Source organism: Variovorax glacialis (assembly GCF_051216375.1).
GTDB lineage: Bacteria > Pseudomonadota > Gammaproteobacteria > Burkholderiales > Burkholderiaceae_C > Variovorax.
The window spans coordinates 194,861-209,892 of the sequence record NZ_JBPJZT010000009.1 but is presented as its reverse complement, the minus strand read 5'-3'; the positions used below and the strand labels follow the sequence as shown (position 1 = coordinate 209,892).

Sequence of the window (15,032 nt, the reverse complement as noted above, 5' to 3'; positions counted from 1 at the left end):
GGGTGTACTCGCTAGTACTCCCAGAAGATCCGCTGGAGTTCCTTCGTATCGCTCGTCTTCGTCAGCGCGACCATCGCCAGGATGCGCGCCTTCTGCGGCCGCAGGTCGTGCGCGACCACCCAGTCGTACTTGTCGTCGGGCTGTTCTGCATTGCGAATGACGAAGCCGTCCGGCACGCGTGAACTGCGAATCACGATGATGCCGTCGCCGCGCACCTTCTGCAGCACCGGCACGATGCGGTCGGCCACCGAGCCGTTGCCCGTGCCGCCATGTACCAGCGCCTTGATGCCGCTCTTGGCGAGTGCGTCGATGGAAGTGGCCGGCACGCTCTGGTAGCCGTACGCTATCTCGACGGGCGGCAGGGCGGTGATGGTGTCGATGTCGAACTCGGACTGCATCGTGTGGCGCTTGACCGGTGCGCGGAACCAGTAGTTGCGACCCTCCACGATCATGCCGAGCGGCCCCCACTGGCTCTTGAAGGCCTCGGTCTTGATGTTGACCGTCTTGTTAACGTCGCGCCCGGTGTGGATCTCGTCGTTCATCACCACGAGCACCCCCTTGCCGACGGCATCCTTGCTGGCCGCGACGTTCACCGCGTCGAACAGGTTCAACGCGCCGTCGGCCGACATGGCGGTGCCGGGGCGCATGGAGCCCACGACGATGATCGGCTTGGGTGTGTGCACGGTGAGCGTCAGGAAGTACGCGGTCTCCTCGATCGTGTCGGTGCCGTGCGTGATGACGATGCCATCGACATCGGGCTGCTTCGAAAGCGCGGAGACACGCTTGGCCAGAACCAGGAGGTTGTCGTTGGTCAGGCTTTCCGAAGCGACCTGGAAAACCTGCTCGCCGCGCACGGTGGCGACTTTCGACAGTTCAGGCAGGCCCGCGATCAGCTTGTCCACAGGCACCTTGGCCGCCGAGTAGGTGGCGCTGTTGACGGCCGAGGCGCCGGCGCCGGCAATGGTGCCGCCGGTCGCGAGGATGACGACGTTGGGCAAGGCGGTCTGCGCTTGCGCCAACGCGCTGGCGGCGAGCAGCGCGGCCGCGCCCGCGAAGGCGCGCAATCTGGAGGCGAAATACATAGGAACTCCTGTTGACGACGGTGTGGCGAAGGGGCGAGACGATACTGGAAGCATGCCGTTGCGACGCACCCTTTCGATGCCCAGTGCGCATGCGGTCATGCAGCACGCCAGCAAGCATGCTGCGGCGCAGCGTTTCGGGCAAGCGCTACCATCGCCACGCGGAACGTCCCGCTTTCATCGATGACCTCCGAATCTCTTTCCTCCGCTGCAGTGGATGCGCAACAGATGCCGGCGCCCAACGGCCCGCTGTCCCGGGCGCGGCCCGGTCGCGAGCGCATCCTCGCGGCGATCCGCACCGCAGCGATCGCCGAATTCAGCCTGCACGGGCTCAAGGGCACCTCGACGCAGGCCATCGCGGCGCGGGCGGGGCTGACCAAGCCCCAGCTCCACTACTACATCCCGGGCAAGGAAGAGCTCTACGAAGAACTGCTGATGCAGGTGCTGCACGACTGGAAGGTGGTGTTCGCGTTCGAGAACCATGCCGGCGATCCGGGTGCGGTGCTGGGCGAATACATCCGCAAGAAGCTCGACCACGCCTTTGACAGCCCGGAGATCTCGCGGATCTTCACGCGTGAGGTGCTCGACGGCGGCCGCAACCTCGAGCGCTACTGGCCGAACGCGCGGGCCTGGACGCAGAAGAAGGTCGACATCATCAACGGCTGGATCGCACGCGGGCTGATGCGGCCGCTGGACGCACGGCTCCTGCTGATGCACATCTGGGCCATGACCCAGAGCTACGCCGACTACGCGCTGCAGACGCGCGTGATGCTCGGGCTGCCGACGGATGCGCCGATCGACCGCGAGCCGATCGCGCGCGAGTTGGTAGCGTTCGTGCTGGGCGGCTGCGGGATCAAGGCTTAGGTCTTTTTTCCCTCTCCCTCTGGGAGAGGGAGCCACACCCCCCGTTTTGGTGCAACGGGATTGGCACGTCGCTTGCATAACCTGACCAGTTGCTCTGATTAAGCGGTCAAACACACCATGCGAGTGCTCGTCGTCTACTGCCATCCGGTCGAAACCAGCTTTCATGCGGCGCTGCACCAGGAGGTTCTGCGCAACCTGCGCGCCGCCGGGCACGAGGTGGACGACTGCGATCTGTACGCCGAACGATTCGACCCGGTGCTCTCGCGCGAGGAGCGCCTGGGCTATCACGAGGTGCCGCACAACCAGTTGCCGCTGAAGCCATACATCGAGCGGCTGCAGCGCGCGGAGGCGATCGTGTTCTGCTTCCCGACCTGGTGCTTCGGCCTGCCCGCGATGCTGAAGGGCTACTTCGATCGCCTCTTCATGCCGGGCGTGGCCTTCGACCTGAGCGATCCGGCCAACGTGAAGCCGATGCTGACGAACATCCAGCGCATCTCCGCCGTGGTGACCTACGGACGTCCGCGCTGGGTCGCCTGGTACATGGGCGACCCGCCTCGGAAGATCGTGACCCGCTACATGCGCCGGCTGACCGGAAAGCAGGCCCGCGTCGACTACCACGCGCACTACCACATGAACGTGGCGACCGAACCCCAGCTGAAGCGCTTCATGCAGCGCGTCGGCCGCGCGATGGCTCGCTTCGCCTGAGCAACACCCCTCGATTTCCCCTCACAGGACCACCCCATGCTCCACGGCTACATCCCGCCCCACCGCTTCCTGCCCTACCTGAGCTGGACCGAGATCGACGCGCTGCCCGATCGCGAGAACACGGTGATCGTGCTGCCTTGCGGCGCGATCGAACAGCACGGGCCGCACCTGCCCTGCTCGGTCGACAGCGTCATCGCGTCGGGCGTCATGGGCAAGGCGCTCGAACGCCTGCCGCCGGAAGTGCGCGCCTTCGCGCTGCCCACCATCACCTACGGCAAGTCGGAGGAGCATCTGCACTTTCCCGGCACGATGACGCTGACCGGCACGACGCTGCTGTCGACGGTGATCGAGATCGGCGAGTCGGTGTATCGCTCGGGCTTTCGCAAGCTGCTGTTCGCCAATGGCCATGGCGGCCAGCCGCAGGTGCTGGAGATGGCGGCGCGCGAGCTGCGCCTTCGCCATGGCGATTTCGTCGTGGTGCCGCACGGCGTGTCGCGCCTGCCGAACGCGTCGAGCAAGCAGATCAGCGACCAGGAGAAGCGGCTCTCGATGCATGCCGGTCATTCCGAGACCGCGCTGATGCTCGCGCTCGCGCCCGACACGGTGCACATGGAGCGCGCCGCGGCCAACTACCCGCCGCCGTTCCCGATCAAGCTGCTGTCCGCCGATGGTCGCCCTGCCTGCGCGTGGACTGCACGCGACTTCGGCCCCAGCGGCGTGATCGGCGACCCGACCAGCGCGACGCGCGAACAGGGCGAGGAGATCCTGGACACGCTCTCCGCCAGCTGGGTGCAGGCGCTGACCGAGTTGCATGCACTGCGCTGGGTCGTTCGCGAGGAAGCGACCTGGGCCCGCGGCCATGAACAGGGCTTCATCCAGTCGACCTTGCGCCCGGACAACGCGCTTGCCGCCTGAGGCGCGCTCCTTGCATCCGTCGCCAGTCTTTTCTATCCGTCGTTTTCAACAGAGGTCCCACACCATGCGCAAATCCTTCGCCTTCCGCCTCGGCTCCCTCGCCGCTGTCGCTGCGCTCGCCTTCGTGGCCGCCGCACCGGCACAAGCCGAGGACAAGTTCACCTACATGACGAACTGGTACGCGCAAGCCGAGCACGGCGGCTTCTACCAGGCCGTGGCCCAGGGCATCTACAAGAAGTACGGCCTCGACGTCACGATCAAGATGGGCGGCCCGCAGGTCAACATCACGCAGATGATGGCCGCCGGCCAGGCCGACTGCATCATGGGATCGAGCGACATCCAGATGATGCAGGTGCGTGAAGGCGGCGTGCCGGTAGTCAACGTCGCGGCCTTCTTCCAGAAGGACCCGCAGGTGCTGATCGCGCACGACGACGTCAAGAAGTTCGAGGATCTCAAGGGCAAGACTATCCTGATCGGCGCGCAGGCCAACCGCGGCTACTGGCCGTGGCTGAAGGCCAAGTTCGGCCTGACCGACGAACAGACGCGCCCCTATACCTTCAACATCCAGCCCTTCGTCGCCGACAAGAACACGGCGCAGCAGGGCTACCTGACGTCCGAGCCCTACGCGATCCAGAAGGCCGGGGTGAAGAGCACGGTGCTGATGTTCAGCGATCACGGCTTTCCGGCCTATGCGACCACCGTGTCGTGCATGGACAAGACCGTGAAGGAGCGCAACAAGCAGGTCGCCGCCTTCGTCAAGGCCTCGGCCGAAGGCTGGAAGAGCTACCTCGCCGACCCGGCGCCCGCCAACGCGCTGATCAAGAAGGACAACCCGAACATGACCGACGACCAGCTGGCCTACAGCGTGGCCAAGCTGAAGGAGATGGGCATGGTGACCGGCGGCGATGCCGCCACACAGGGCATCGGCGTGATCACCGACGCGCGCACCAAGGCGAGCTACGACTTCCTCGTGTCCGCCAAGCTGCTCGATCCGGCGAAGGTCGAGGTCGCCAAGACCTACACCACCGAATTCGTGAAGGACGCGAAGGTCCTGCCCTGAAACACCGGAGGCTTCGGCCTCCCTCGAAAGGCTCTGCATGAACGAACCCGAATCCGCCGCGTACACGCTGCCTTTGCAGCCGCTCTCTTCCAACGCCGTTCCGGCAGTTGAAGTGCTCTCCGCCGAGAAGACCTATCCGAACGGCACGCAGGCCCTGCTGCCGGTCGACCTCACCATTGCAGAGGGCGAGTTCGTCACCCTGCTTGGCCCCTCGGGCTGCGGCAAGAGCACGCTGCTGAAGATGGTTGCGGGCATGCTCGAACCGACCGACGGGCGCCTGCTGGTCTGGCGGAAGCCGGTTCAGCAGATCGAGGCCAGCGGCAAGCGGATGGCTTTCGTGTTCCAGTCGCCGACGCTCATGCCATGGGCCAGCGTGCGCACCAATGTGCGTCTGCCGCTCGACCTGGCCGGCGTGCCCCGCAAGGAGGCGGAAGGGCGGGTCGCGGAGGCGCTCGAACTGGTCGGTCTCGACAAGTTCGCATCGGCCCTTCCTCGCGCACTGTCGGGCGGCATGCAGATGCGGGTATCGATCGCGCGCGGACTGGTCACACAGCCCGACCTGCTCCTGATGGACGAGCCTTTCGGCGCGCTGGACGAGATCACGCGGCACAAGCTGGATTCGGAACTGCTCGATCTGTGGCGCAAGAAGAAGCTGACGGTGATCTTCGTGACGCATTCGATCCATGAGGCGGTGTTCCTGTCGAGCCGCGTGATCATGATGGCGGCGCGGCCGGGCCGCGTGGTGGAGCAGTTCGAGATCGACGAGCCCTATCCGCGCAGCGCCGACTTCATGGTGTCGCCGCAGTTCAGCCGCTACGCGAAGAAGCTGCAGGACAGCCTGCTGCGCGCCAGCAGCGCGCACGACGAGGTGGCTGCATGAGCGCACTGGCACCCGCGACTGTCGCGGCCTCCCCGACGGAATCGCCGGCCGCCCCCACCTCGGAGTCCTCGGCAAAGCCAAGGCCGGTTCCACCGGGGCCCGCTTCCCGGAAGCCAGTGCGCACGCCACTGCTGCAGCAGCCGCGCGTCCAGCGCGTGGTCTACCCCTTGATGGTCGGCGTCGTCCTGGTCGCGCTCTGGCAGGCGATGGTCACGGTGATGGAGCTGCCGCCCTATCTCGTGCCTTCGCCCTACCTGATGATGCAGACGCTCGTCACCGACTGGGTGCCGCTCGGCATGGCCTTGCTCGTGACGCTGAAGATCACGGTGCTGTCTTTCGTCGTCGCGACGATCGCCGGCGTGCTCATCTCCTTCCTCTTCGTGCAGAGCAAGTTGATCGAGACGGCCCTCTTTCCGTATGCGGTACTGCTGCAGGTAACGCCGATCGTGGCCGTCGCGCCGCTCATCATCATCTGGGTCAAGAACCCGACCGCTGCGATGGTGGTGTGCGCGGCGCTGGTCGCGCTGTTCCCGATCATCAGCAACACCACGCTGGGACTGCGCAGCATCGAGCCCGATCTGCAGAGCTACTTCAAATTGAACCGTGCAACGCGCTGGCAGCAACTGGTGCGCCTGCGCATCCCGAGTGCGTTGCCCTACTTCTTCGGTGGCCTGCGCATTTCCAGCGGTCTCGCGCTGATCGGTGCGGTCGTGGCGGAATTCGTCGCCGGCACCGGAGGACAGGGCGCGGGTCTCGCCTACCAGATCCTGCAGGCGGGCTTCCAGCTCAACATCCCGCGCATGTTCGCCGCGCTGCTGCTGATCTCGCTGACAGGTGTCGCGCTGTTCGTGCTGATGGCCTGGCTCACCAAGCTCGCGCTCGGCTCCTGGCATGCGAGCGAACTCTCACAGGATTGATTTCATGAACGCCCCCGTTTCCGCCATCGAGCGGCTGCATCTCGAACTGCCGGAGCTCGACTGGATCACCGATCCGAGCCGCATCGCGCGGCTGTCGCAGGACTTCGCATGGTTCAGTCCCGTGCTCGATCGGCAACTGAAGGACAAGCGCGCCGATGCGGTCGTGCGCCCGCGCACGGAGGACGAGATCCGCGCGCTGGTGAGCGCCTGCGCGCGCCTCAATGTGCCGATCACCATTCGCGGCAGCGGCACCGGCAATTACGGCCAGACGACACCGCTCGCGGGCGGCGTCGTGCTCGACATGACGGGCTACAACGCCTTGCAGTGGGTGCGACCGGGGGTGGCGCGCGCGCAGGCCGGTATCCGGCTCGGCGAGATCGAGAAGCACGCGAGGCCCACCGGCCAGGAATTGCGCTGTGTTCCCTCGACGTACCGCAGCGCGACCTTGGGTGGCCTGTTCGGCGGCGGCTTTGGCGGCGTGGGGTCGATCAACTACGGCCCTCTCGCAGCACCCGGCAATGTGCTGGGCCTGCGCGCGATGACGATCGAGCCCGAGCCGCAGGTGTCCGAGCTGCGTGGCGAGGAAGCCCTGCGCATGCACCATCTGTGGGGCACGAACGGCCTCGTTCTCGAACTCGAGGTGGCGCTCGCGCCCGGGCATCCCTGGCTCGAAAGCCTCGTGGTGTTCGAGGCGTTCGACAACGCCTTGGCCTTTGCGGATGCGCTGGCGCATGCGCCCGGCATCGTGAAGCGCGAGGTTGCCTTCTTCGCGAGCCCGGTGCCTGATCATCTGGCGCAGCTCGCAGAGCATCTGCCCAGGGGCTGCCATGCGGTGCTGTCGCTGGTGGCGGAATCGTCGGAGGATCCGATGCGCCAGCTCATGCATTCCCACGGGGGCACGACGAGCTATCGGAAGACGGCCGAGGAGGTTCGAAAGAGCAATCGCACGCTGATGGAATTCACCTGGAACCACACGACGCTGCACGCACTGAAGGTCGACAAGTCGCTGACGTACCTGCAAAGCAGCTTCGTGCCCGGCCAGCACGTTCGGCAGATCAAGGAGATGGAGCAGCTCTTCGCCGGCGAGGTGATGATGCACGCCGAGTTCCTGCGCAATCTCGATGGCTTGATCACCTGCAGCGCGCTTCAGCTCGTGCGATTCACGACCGAGGAGCGGCTCGACGAGATCATCCGCATGCACCGCGAGCGCGGCGTGCGCATCAACAACCCGCACGTCTTCATCGTCGAGGACGGGAAAGCCGGCGGCGCGTTGCCGCCGGAGATCATCGAGATGAAGAGGCGCTTCGACCCGCAAGGGCTACTGAATCCCGGGAAGCTGCGCGACTGGCCCGTGGCGAAGTGACGGCCCGATCGGTCAGGCGTTTCGACGGCGGGAGAAAAGCGTCGCCACGATGATGAGCAGCGACGCGCCCCACAAGGGCCACAGGCCGAAGCGCGACACCCACATCGCATAGGGCGTGAGGCCTGCGCGGCCTTCGACTTCGACTTCCAGCACGCCACGGGTGAGCCGCGGCAGTTCGTGCGTCACCCGGCCGCGATGGTCGATGACGACAGTGGCGCCCGTGTTGGTCGAACGCACCATCGGCCGCTGGAACTCCAGCGCGCGCATGCGCGAGATGGCGAGGTGCTGGTCGATGGCGATCGAATCGCCGAACCACGCGATGTTGCTCACGTTGAGCAGCACGGTCGGCGCGTCGGCTTCGTTGCGGAAGTTCGCACCGATCTCGTCGCCGAACAAGTCCTCGTAGCAGATGTTGGGGGCGATGCGCTGGCCCTGCCACACGAAGGGCGCCTGCGCGAGACCGCCGCTGCGGAAGTCGCCGAGGGGGATGTTCATCATGTCGGTGAACCAACGGAACATGCGCGGGATGAATTCGCCGAAGGGAACCAGGTGGTGCTTTTCGTAGCGATAGGGCGCGGCTTCGCCCGGCTTGAAGCCCAGTACCGCGTTGCTGTAGGACTGGCCGTCGCCCATGGGAAGTCCGACGATGGCGGCCTGCTTGCCGCTCGCATAGCGCGCCGCGATGGCATCCAGATAGCCGGGCGGAAGTTGCGACGGCAGCAAGGGCAAGGCGGTCTCAGGCGTGATGACGAGCGGCGCGGTCGCCTTCTGCAATTGCTCGCCGTACCAGCGCAGGGCCGTCACAACGCCGCCGCTTGGGATGAATTTCTCGTCCTGCGGAATGTTGCCCTGGAGCAGCGCGATGCCGAGTCGCCCGCGTGATCGGGCCACGTCGTCTTCGGGTGCGCCACGCAATGTGCTGACGATGACCGGCACGCACAACAAGAGTAGGGCCAGGCCAACGGGCGCGGCGAATGTGCGGCCGCGGGCATTGCGGAAGGCGAGCGCAGCCAGCGTGGCGATGCCCGCAGCTACGGCGCCGATGCCGTAGACACCGAGCCAAGGTGCGTAGACGGCCAGCGGCCCATCAACATGCGCGTAGCCGCCGGCGCCCCACGGAAAGCCGGTGAACCAGCTGCCGCGAAGCAGCTCGGCCAGCGTCCACAGCGCGGCGAAGAAGGCAGCGGCGCGCAGCGTGCTCCTTGGCGCGAGGGCCACGAACAAGGCGCAGGCCAGCGCGTAGTAAAGCGCCAGTGCAGCGGACAGCGCGAGCACGGCGGTCGCGGCGAGCGGTGCCGCGAGCCCACCGTAGGTGTGCATCGAGATGAAGAGCCACCAGAAGGTGCCACACAGCCAGGCCGTCGAGAACAGCCAACCGCAGAGTGCGCCGCTGCGCAGTGGGCGGACGACGCTGCCCGAGCGCAGTTCGTCGAGCTGCCAGACCAGGGCGGCAAGCGAGAGGAGTTGCAGCCACCACACGGGCTGGCCGTTCCACGGCGCGGCAATGGAGGCGGCTTGTGTCAGCCCCGCAAGGCCGAAGCCTAGCGCGCGAATCAGCGCTTTCAATCCGCCGCGTCGTCGCCGCGAGCCGGCGAGACCTTGAACCAGCGCACCGCGCCGCCCTTCGTGTGCAGCACGACGAAGTCGAAGGCACCGATCGCGTAGTGCTCGCCGCGCTTGGGCACATGGCCCATCTCGTGCGCGATCAATCCGCCGATGGTGTCGAAGTCTTCGCTCAACGCCTTGTCGTCGAAGGTGATGCCGAAAGCTTCGGCCACGCGCTCGATGGGCGTGTCACCGGAGACGCGGTAGGTGTGATCCGCGAGGCCGAAGATGTCGCCTTCGTCCTCCGCGATGTCGAACTCGTCCTCGATCTCGCCGACGATCTGCTCGAGCACGTCCTCGATCGTGATGAGGCCGGCGACGCGGCCGAACTCGTCGATCACGATTGCGAGGTGATTGCGATTGCCGCGGAACTCGCGCAGAAGATCGTTCAGGCCCTTGCTCTCGGGCACGAAGGTGGCGGGACGTAGCAGTGCACGGATGTTCAGGCCCGGCGCCCGCTGGAGCTTCAGCAGGTCCTTCGCGAGAAGGATGCCGATGATGTTTTCCTTCTCGCCCTCGTAGACGGGGAAGCGCGAGTGGGCGGTGTCGATCACCAGGTGCAACAGCGAATCGAAGGGCGCGTCGATGTTAACCAGGTCCATGCGTGGCGCGGCCACCATCACGTCGCCGGCCGTCATGTCGGCCATCCGGAGCACGCCTTCGAGCATCACGCGCGATTCGGCGCCGATCACGTCGTTGTCCTCGGCGTCGGCGAGCGTCTCAATCAGCTCGTCGCGCGAGTCGGGCCCGGGATGAATGAATTCGGCGAGCTTCTGGAGAAAGCTGCGCTTGTCTTCGCGTTCGGCGGGCGCGCGTTCAGGGTGAGGATCTGCCACTGCGGGAGGGCGAAGTTGGGGGATTGAGAGCATACATGAGTCACCCCCGTTGCTTGCTCACTTCGTGTAGCCGCCTCCCCCCTCAAGGGGGCGCGGTCTGCGGACCGGCGGAGCCGGATCCGCGACCGCCCGCGAACGTGGCGCGCCACGCGGCCATGCGAAGCGGTCTCCGCCCTTCTCCCCGACCAGGAATACCGCGGAACCGGCTTCGCCGGGCCGCCGGTATTGCCCCCGGTAGGGGGTGGGCGGCCACACGAAGTGGGCAAGCCTGGGGGCGAGCGTCGCTACTGCGCTGATTTTTCGCGGGCCGAGCGGACGCCGCTGCGGATTTCCTGGAGTTCGGCCAGGAAGGCCCAGAACTGCTTGGCGCGGGTCTTGAGTTGGAAGTCGACCTGGGCGAAGTGCTGCATGGCGATTTCGCTCATGCGGCTGTCGAAGGTGGCAGCGGGGAGTTCCAGGTGGGCTTCGGATTCGGAGCCGCTGCGAACGACGGTTGCACCCGCGTTGCGGGCGATCTTGAGCATCGCTGCGTTTTCGCTCAGGGCGTGGATGAACAGCATGCCGACGCCTTCGTTGCGGGCGACCACGACGGCACGCTCGAACAGGCGCGCGCCGTAACCGCGTCCGCGCGCATGCTCGGAGACGGAGACGCCGAATTCGGCGCAGTCCTGCTGCTGCTCGGCCGGCGCAAAGGCCAGGTGCGCCATCGCGATCAGGTCGAGACGGCGGTTGTAGATGCCGAAAAGTTCGTCGCGCTCGAAATCGAGGCCGTCGACGTAGCGTTGAATCTGCTCGTCCGACGCCGCGTAGCCGAAGCGGAGGTAGCGGTCGTGCGGTGCGAGTGCGAGAAGGTGTTGCGCGATGCGAGGACGCTCGCGCGGGCCGATCGAACGGATCGGCACCATCACGGGGGTGGGCGCGGCGGCGCGCGGTTGCGCCTCAACCATCGGCGCTTTCAGGAACGAGCCGACGCCGAGTGAGGCTTGGAGGAGGGCCTTGGCGGTTAGCATGCATTGAATATAAGGGTTTTCCCTAGACTCTCAAGCGCGTAAGGGCACCCTCATGTTTCATTGGTGAAAAACTGCCCAATATCAGTTCCCGGCCTACAAGGGCCTGTTGCTACACCGGCACAGCTGTCGTCGCCTTCACTCGGTCGAGGACGAAGCTGGTCTTGCAGTCCTGCACGCTGGGGTGCTTGAGCAGCGTATCCATGATGAAGCGCCTGTAGGGGCCCATGTCGGCGACGACGACGACGCGCCAAGAGGTAATCCATCTCCCCGGTGAGTGCTGCGCATTCGACCACCTCGGGCCAAGTTTGAACGCTGGCGCGGAACAAGTCCATCGGGTTGCATTTGCGGGGCTCGGTGTTTCTCGCGGCGGACGTTGAGGTAGGCGTTCAAGCCCAAAACCGACCGATTCGGGCTTCACGAGCGTGACGTAGCGGTCAGTCACTTACGCTTCTTCCAGCCGCTTGACCCTCCTCAGCACCGCGCTGGGGATGCAGCTGCAGATCCTCAGCGAGAACCAGTTGGGCCGATCTTCTTCGAGGTCACCCAGCGCGCGGGCGACGATGCTTCGGCGAGCGCAACTTCAAGGCGCTGTTCGAGAGCATCGAGCTCGACCAGATTCGCCGCGGGGTGCTACCGCACAATAAACTCCCCTATTGCATTGGAGCTTCGCATGCGCCCGACGTCTTCGCTTCGTTCTTCCCTCTGGATTCTGGCTGCGGCCTTGACACTGGGGGGCTGTGCGATGGCGCCGCGGCAAGGCGATACGACGTCGCGCCTCGATGCCGTGCAGAAGGCCGGCGTCGTCCGCATCTGCACGCCGGGCGACTACAGGCCGTTCAGCTTCCAGAAGGCGGATGCAAGCTATGAAGGCATCGACGTCGACCTGATGACGAGCTTCAGCGCCAGCCTTAACGCGAAGCCGGAATGGATCAAGACCACGTGGGCCAATCTCCTGCCCGACCTCGCGGCCGGCAAGTGCGACATGGCGGTTGGCGGTGTGTCGGTGACCACCGACCGCCAGAAGCGCGCCTTCTTCAGCACGCCCTACATGGTGAACGGCAAGACGCCCATCGCTCGCTGTGGTGACGTCGCCAAGTACCAGACCGTCGAGTTGATCGACAAGCCCGAGGTGCGCGTGATCTTCAATCCCGGCGGCAGCAACGAGCGTTTTGCGCGCGCCAATTTCAAGCGCGCCAAACTCACGCTGCATGGCGAGAACGTCACGATCTTCGACGAGATCCTCGCGAACCGCGCCGACGTCTTCGTGACCGAATCCGCCGAAGCCATCACGCAACAGAAGCTCAAGCCGGGCCTCTGCGCCATCAACCCCGAAAAGCCGCTTCAGTACGGCGAAATGGCCTGGATGCTGCCGCGCGACGACGCGGCCTTCAAGGCCTATGTCGACCAGTGGCTTCACCTGTCGGTCACGGGTGGCGATTTCCAGCGGGTGATGGACCGCTGGCTCAAGTAACCAAGTATCGGAGCTTCCATGGAAACCCCCGCTGGCGCGGTGATGCCCGCCGTTTACGGCCAATCCGAGCGCCCTCCTCGCGGCGACTATTCGTGCGGCGGGGCAGTGCATTCCGACTGAACCTGTCCGCAGGACTAGGCCAGCGACACGCCCGCGGACCACGACACCCTATCGGCGTCTGTATGAACGCTAGGCGGCGCAGTTGCCAGGCTTGGCTTGCGATGCCTTTATCGACGCGCTGCCATTGCTCGGCGTCAAGGATCGCATCCCGCGGTTGGACGAGATCAACGAGCGCCTGTACAAGGCCACCCGATGGGAAGTGGTCGCGGTGCCTGGATTGATTCCCGAGCTACCGTTCTTCACGCTCCTTGCGAATCGCAAGTTTCCGGTGATCGACTGGATTCGGAAGTCCGAGGAGTTCAACTACATCACATCGCCTGCCGCTGGATCTGCTGCGTGCGATGCGGACTCGCTACAAGATCGACAGCTACCAGAGCACCTGCTTCGTGATCGACAGTTTCGCCCAACTGTTCAACCTCACGGCGCCGGACTTCACTTCGCTTTACGAGCAGCTTGCGACGCTGCCGGATATCGAGGCGGATGTGCTTCTACCGGGTGAGAGCGGCTCGATCGTCTGAACGCACTCGAGGCGCTGCGTTTCAGTGCTCCAGAAGTGCGAGGGTTTCCCGCATCAGCTCATCGTCGAAGGCCATCTCCACGTGACCTCGACCCGGGAGAAGACGGTTGTCCGCCCCGGGCAATGTGGCCACTGAAGTGGGAAAGACGATGTTGTCGCAGTTGGAGTGCCAACAAGTGAAAGGCACCTGTCGGGTGCTGGCCTGCTCCCCTTCGATCTTTCGCAGCCACTCACCGCCCATTCGCATCTCGCGGCCGTTGACCGTCCGGCCGAAGCGCGCGAGCCACGTGCCCCGATGCGGCGTGGCGATCGTGACGATGCGATGGACGCGCGCGCCATCCGAGTCGCGCAGCCAGGCTCGCGCGGCGAGGCCCCCCATGCTGTGGCAGACAAGAAGCGGCGGCAGTCCCGTCGCAGCCGTCACCCGGGCAACGGCGCCCTCGATGATTTCGACATAGCGGTCGATCGACCCGAACGCTGGCTCGAGGTTGACCGCGACGAACGCGCGATCGGACGCCTGCAGTTGTTGCAGCCATGGGTTCCAGAAACCGCGGTTGCAGACGAAACCGTGGATCAGCACCGCGCCCCGCCCTGCTGCGGGCTTGAGGTTGTCGGAGATGGCGTGCGAACGAAATGGTTGCCGCCAGAAGAAGACACGCGGTGCAGTCCAGCTCTCGGCCGACCACGCGCCTATGCATTGCGCGATGCTGGCTCGGGGTACGGGATCTTGCTCGCTCACCCGATAGCTGGCCGTGAACTCGATTGCGAGGAAGCAGGCATGAGCGAAGGTGAGCACCAACAAGCCCGCTATCGCGACAGCCGGTGATTGCCGCCACCAGATCGTGGTCCACACCAAGGCGATCACAAGCCATCCCAATACCAGCAACCTCTGAAGACGCGCAATCATGGTCCGACTATCGCATGCGTGGCCGGTGCCGTATCGCTTTGGGACAAGCCCGCTTGGCGGTAGACGCGAGCTCGATCCGCGCCAAAGGAGACCGCATGCAGACTTCAGTGCTTCAGAACTATCCAGCCGGCGTGCCGCACGAGGTTCACCCAGAACAGTACCGCTCACTGGGAGAGATGTTTGAGGAGTCCTTCAAGCGCCACACCGACCGGCCGTTCACGGTTTGCATGGCACGGTGGATGTCCTATGGCGAACTTTGATGTGCTGTCGGCGGCTGTGGGGTCCTGGTTGCAGTCACGCGGATTGGACGCCGGGGCGCGCGTGGCGATCATGCTTCCCAACGTCCCGCAGTTCCCGGTGACCATGTGCGGCATATTGCGCGCTGGGTATACCTGCGTGAATGTGAACCCGCTGTACACAGCGCGCGACCTCGAGCATCAACTGAAGGATTCCGGCGCTACTGCCATCGTCATTCTCGAGAATTTTGCCGCCACGCTGGAGCAGGTGATTGATCAGACATCGATCAAACATGTCGTGATTGCATCGATGGGTGATCTGCTGGGCGGGCTCTACGGCAAGCTGAAGGGCGTGGTCGCACCTTGTCGGCCGACTCGAGCACGCTCGATTCCATCGCGTTCCTGCAGTACACGGGAGGCACGACGGGCCTGTCTGTCAACGCCGATTCAAATCTGACCCACTTTCAGCGTTGATCGCCGAAGTAAATCTGACCCACCCTGGGCCTCCTTTGATGCGCTGCTCGGGCGCGTAGGCCGGAGGCCGAAG

Annotated in this window: 13 protein-coding genes and 4 pseudogenes; 11 read left to right on the top strand and 6 right to left on the bottom strand. The window is 65.1% G+C overall.

What is annotated here, in order from left to right; all coding sequences use genetic code 11:
* Positions 1 to 11: 11 nt before the first annotated feature.
* Complete coding sequence (locus ACSFBL_RS24045; protein ID WP_435518314.1) at positions 12 to 1,082, bottom strand: asparaginase; 1,071 nt, start codon at positions 1,080 to 1,082, stop codon at positions 12 to 14.
* Positions 1,083 to 1,307: 225 nt separating this feature from the next.
* Between ACSFBL_RS24045 and ACSFBL_RS24040 the strand changes: the two genes are divergently transcribed.
* The 7 genes from ACSFBL_RS24040 (at position 1,308) to ACSFBL_RS24010 (ending at position 7,783) form a co-directional block, all read left to right on the top strand.
* Positions 1,308 to 1,943, top strand: coding sequence for a TetR family transcriptional regulator C-terminal domain-containing protein (locus tag ACSFBL_RS24040; protein WP_435518342.1), 636 nt, complete (start codon positions 1,308 to 1,310; stop codon positions 1,941 to 1,943).
* A 117-nt stretch (positions 1,944 to 2,060) separates the two neighbouring features.
* On the top strand, positions 2,061 to 2,648 hold the full coding sequence (locus tag ACSFBL_RS24035) for an NAD(P)H-dependent oxidoreductase (protein WP_435518313.1): 588 nt from the start codon (positions 2,061 to 2,063) through the stop codon (positions 2,646 to 2,648).
* Between the two features lie 36 nt (positions 2,649 to 2,684).
* Entirely contained in the window at positions 2,685 to 3,563 is an 879-nt protein-coding gene (locus ACSFBL_RS24030; protein ID WP_435518312.1) for a creatininase family protein, read from the top strand.
* Positions 3,564 to 3,627: 64 nt separating this feature from the next.
* Entirely contained in the window at positions 3,628 to 4,623 is a 996-nt protein-coding gene (locus tag ACSFBL_RS24025) for an ABC transporter substrate-binding protein (RefSeq protein ID WP_435518311.1), read from the top strand.
* 37 nt (positions 4,624 to 4,660) lie between these two features.
* Entirely contained in the window at positions 4,661 to 5,503 is an 843-nt protein-coding gene (locus tag ACSFBL_RS24020; protein WP_435518310.1) for an ABC transporter ATP-binding protein, read from the top strand.
* Positions 5,500 to 6,420 (top strand): ABC transporter permease, encoded by a 921-nt coding sequence (locus ACSFBL_RS24015; RefSeq protein WP_435518309.1) that lies wholly within the window; start codon positions 5,500 to 5,502, stop codon positions 6,418 to 6,420. The genes ACSFBL_RS24020 and ACSFBL_RS24015 overlap by 4 nt, the downstream gene beginning before the upstream one ends.
* Positions 6,421 to 6,424: 4 nt before the next feature.
* Positions 6,425 to 7,783 carry an FAD-binding oxidoreductase gene (locus tag ACSFBL_RS24010; RefSeq protein WP_435518308.1) on the top strand — a complete coding sequence of 453 codons (1,359 nt, stop codon included), beginning with the start codon at positions 6,425 to 6,427 and terminating at the stop codon, positions 7,781 to 7,783.
* 12 nt (positions 7,784 to 7,795) lie between these two features.
* Here the strand turns inward: ACSFBL_RS24010 and lnt are convergent, their stop codons facing one another.
* The 4 genes and pseudogenes from lnt to ACSFBL_RS23990 form a co-directional block, all read right to left on the bottom strand.
* Entirely contained in the window at positions 7,796 to 9,349 is a 1,554-nt protein-coding gene (gene lnt, locus ACSFBL_RS24005; RefSeq protein ID WP_435518307.1) for an apolipoprotein N-acyltransferase, read from the bottom strand.
* Positions 9,346 to 10,224, bottom strand: coding sequence for an HlyC/CorC family transporter (locus ACSFBL_RS24000; RefSeq protein WP_435518306.1), 879 nt, complete (start codon positions 10,222 to 10,224; stop codon positions 9,346 to 9,348). The genes lnt and ACSFBL_RS24000 overlap by 4 nt, the downstream gene beginning before the upstream one ends.
* Positions 10,225 to 10,508: 284 nt before the next feature.
* Positions 10,509 to 11,234, bottom strand: coding sequence for a GNAT family N-acetyltransferase (locus ACSFBL_RS23995; RefSeq protein ID WP_435518305.1), 726 nt, complete (start codon positions 11,232 to 11,234; stop codon positions 10,509 to 10,511).
* A gap of 109 nt (positions 11,235 to 11,343) precedes the next feature.
* Positions 11,344 to 11,721 (bottom strand): annotated as a pseudogene (locus ACSFBL_RS23990) (Lrp/AsnC family transcriptional regulator); the annotation flags it as partial.
* A gap of 7 nt (positions 11,722 to 11,728) precedes the next feature.
* On the opposite strand from ACSFBL_RS23990, the pseudogene ACSFBL_RS23985 reads away from it, so the two are divergent.
* The 3 genes and pseudogenes from ACSFBL_RS23985 to ACSFBL_RS23975 form a co-directional block, all read left to right on the top strand.
* Positions 11,729 to 11,867: pseudogene (locus ACSFBL_RS23985) on the top strand (4-hydroxyphenylpyruvate dioxygenase); the annotation flags it as partial.
* Positions 11,868 to 11,904: 37 nt separating this feature from the next.
* A complete protein-coding gene (locus ACSFBL_RS23980; RefSeq protein WP_435518304.1) occupies positions 11,905 to 12,705 on the top strand; it encodes a transporter substrate-binding domain-containing protein in 801 nt (266 codons plus the stop codon).
* Positions 12,706 to 12,723: 18 nt separating this feature from the next.
* Positions 12,724 to 13,343, top strand: a pseudogene (locus tag ACSFBL_RS23975) (hypothetical protein).
* Between the two features lie 21 nt (positions 13,344 to 13,364).
* Here the strand turns inward: ACSFBL_RS23975 and ACSFBL_RS23970 are convergent.
* Positions 13,365 to 14,417: an esterase/lipase family protein gene (locus tag ACSFBL_RS23970; RefSeq protein WP_435518303.1), complete on the bottom strand. Its 1,053-nt coding sequence runs from the start codon at positions 14,415 to 14,417 to the stop codon at positions 13,365 to 13,367.
* On the opposite strand from ACSFBL_RS23970, the pseudogene ACSFBL_RS23965 reads away from it, so the two are divergent.
* A pseudogene (locus ACSFBL_RS23965) lies at positions 14,345 to 14,947 on the top strand (AMP-binding protein); the annotation flags it as partial. The gene ACSFBL_RS23970 and the pseudogene ACSFBL_RS23965 overlap by 73 nt on opposite strands.
* Positions 14,948 to 15,032 lie beyond the last annotated feature (85 nt).